This window comes from Xanthomonas sp. SHU 199 (assembly GCF_000364665.1).
Classification (GTDB): Bacteria; Pseudomonadota; Gammaproteobacteria; order Xanthomonadales; family Xanthomonadaceae; genus Xanthomonas_A; species Xanthomonas_A sontii.
Window position 1 is genome coordinate 1 of the sequence record NZ_AQOI01000038.1, and the last position, 2,528, is coordinate 2,528.

Annotated in this window: 3 protein-coding genes; all 3 read right to left on the bottom strand. The window is 65.2% G+C overall.

The window, feature by feature from the left end; translation table 11 throughout:
• Positions 1-509, bottom strand: a 509-nt coding sequence (gene rsmG, locus D183_RS0102245; protein ID WP_017907549.1) for a 16S rRNA (guanine(527)-N(7))-methyltransferase RsmG, incomplete at its 3' end; no start/stop codon positions are given.
• An 89-nt stretch (positions 510-598) separates the two neighbouring features.
• Positions 599-1,927: a Fic family protein gene (locus D183_RS0102250; protein WP_026144113.1), complete on the bottom strand. Its 1,329-nt coding sequence runs from the start codon at positions 1,925-1,927 to the stop codon at positions 599-601.
• Positions 1,928-2,047: 120 nt separating this feature from the next.
• On the bottom strand, positions 2,048-2,528 hold a 481-nt coding region (locus D183_RS0102255; RefSeq protein ID WP_017907551.1), incomplete at its 5' end, for a 4'-phosphopantetheinyl transferase family protein.

The window sequence follows — 2,528 nt, forward strand, 5'->3', positions numbered from 1 at the left end:
TGCAGGCGCCCGCCCGGGCGCAGCAGGTGGCCGCCGACGGCGACGATGCCGGCCAGGGTGTCCAGCGCGCGCGCGGTCAGCAGGTCGTAGGCGCCGGCCTCGCCCAGTGCCTCGGCGCGCGACTCGGCCACGCGCGCGTTGTCCAGGCGCAACTGGCGCACCGCCTCGCGCAGGAACCGCGCCTTCTTGCCGTTGCTTTCGACCAGGGTCACCCGCAGCTGCGGCCGCGCGATCGCCAGCGGAATGCCGGGCAGCCCAGGACCGGTGCCCAGGTCGGCCAGCGCGCCCTCCTGGGCGAACGGCTGCATCGCCAGCGAATCCAGCAGATGGCGGGTCACCATCTCGTGCGGGTCGCGGATCGCGGTCAGGTTGTAGGTGCGGTTCCAGCGCGTCAGCAGCGCCAGATAGGCCAGCAGCGGCGGCGCCAGCGCGGCCGCGTCCAGGCCTTGCGCGTGCAGGCCCTGTTCGAGCGCGACGCGGACGGAATCGGGAAGGGAAGCATCGGTCATCGGTGGATTATCGCAGGTGGCGCCGCTGCCGCACTCTGGCCGAGGCATTTCCCCGGAACGCATAGAGGCTCAGCACCCGCCTGGGGCGGTCAGGCTCCCAACATTCGTGCGAGGCCAGGTACCGGGTAGTATTCGAACGCCTTGCCGACCCGTTGCTTGTAGAGCAGGCCCGCGGCGACCAGGGAATTCAGGTCGCCCAGCGCTGTTGGATAGGTGATCGTGTGCGCCGACCGATGCCCGGCCACGGTGTATGGCCGACCAGGATCCTTCAGTGCATTGGCCAGCAAGGCGCGCTGCCTGTGATTCAGCACAGCGTCGCCCACATGCGCCTTGCGCAGCACGTGACGCGCAAGCCGATCTTCCTGCTGCTTCTTCGCGATATACGTGTGCAACGCCTGGATGGACTGCTCGATCGCTTCCAACTGCTGCGAGACGAAATAGCTCAGATCGGCGCCATCGCTCTCGGTGTAGAGATAAGCCCGCATGTATTTCCCGGGCGACTTCTTCAATACGCTCGAAATCGACAGATATTCGGTCAACCAGTAACCGGAGTTCATCATGCTCCAGTAGAAGAGCGCCCTGGCCGTCCGTCCGTTCCCATCAACGAATGGATGGTCGTAGCCGATCTGGAAGTGAATTGCGATGGCGCGCACGACAGGATGGATGAAGGTTTCGCTCGCCGTGTCGTTCGCGAACGCGCAAAGCCGTCTCATCCTGTCCGCCACTTGGATTGCAGGCGGCGGGACATGCAGCAGCGTCGGCGGGGAACCTCGGTCGTAGATGACGACATTGTCTCCCACCGAACGATATCGACCAGAATATTCCGCGCTTTCCAGCGTCCCGTCCGTCAGGATGCTATGCAGCTCCAGCACCTCCTCGGGCGTGATTGGCCGCTTCCCCCTGTCGCGAATCATGTTCATCGCGAGGTAGTTGTTGTAGATCATTCGCTCCGACTGATCGCGCGGCAGTCTGCCAGTCGATAGCATCTCTTTTGCAACCGCGCGGGTGGTAGCGGCTCCCTCAAGCTGGGACGACGTCATGGCCTCCTCGATCAGCGAACGGATCAGAAATCTATTCTGTCCACCGCTGCTCTCCATTCCTTTGATCGCCCCAGCCGCCTCGCGATCAATGTAGTGAAGTCTGCGCTGCATCGAGTCGGCAATGGAAACGACGAAGTTCTCGTCGTCTTTGTCCACCAGATCAAGTTCGCGCGCCAGCGCTCGACGGCTCCACTTGATGCCAGCCCACCATTCTTCTGTGGTGAGGCCGTCTGGCGCGACTCTATGCCTGAGTTTGTCCCAGTGTTCGTAGCTTCCAGCCACCTCGGGACCGATCTTCGACCTGAACACCTTCATCATGCGTTCAGGTTCATCAGCAAGAAGACGCCAGCTGTCTGGGGGCGGCACAGGGAGCTTCATCGCGTTTTCCTATAAAAACGTATATCTTTTTACATCAAATTACACCAAAGCACGACCTGCCCAGCCAACGAGGTCGACATCGGAATCACAGGGCTGCAACACGATCCAGAGGCATGGAACCTACGGCAGCCCTGGCCACCAGGCCAGCGCCGCCCGGTAGCCGGGCGCGGCCTCCCATTCGTGCAGGTGCCAGGCCTCGGCCGTGCCCAGGCCCGGGTCGCACCAGACCAGGCGCAGCGCGCCGCCGGCGTCCTCGGCGAAGCGCAGCCGGTGCAGGCCGAAGGCGATGCCGTGGCCATGCGCCTTGAGCAGCGCTTCCTTGGCGCACCACAGGCGGAAGAACAGCGCCTCGCGCGCCGGCGCCGCCAGCGCGGCCAGCAGCGCGACCTCGTCCGGGTGGAAGAAGCGCTGCGCCAGTTCCAGCAGGCGCGGCCGTGGCCGCTGGCGCTCGATGTCCACCCCCAGCCGCGCGTGCGCGGCCACCGCCACCAGCAGGTAGTCGCCGCTGTGGCTCCAACCGGTGTCCACGTGCGCCAGCGGTGCATGCAGGCCGGGCCGGCCGCGGGCGTCGCGGCGCAGCGGCAATTGCGCCGCCGGCACC

Excerpts from the sequence above, each read along its gene's own strand:
- D183_RS0102250 (WP_026144113.1), bottom strand. The coding sequence starts at position 1,927 with ATGAAGCTCCCTGTGCCGCCCCCAGACAGCTGGCGTCTTCTTGCTGAT.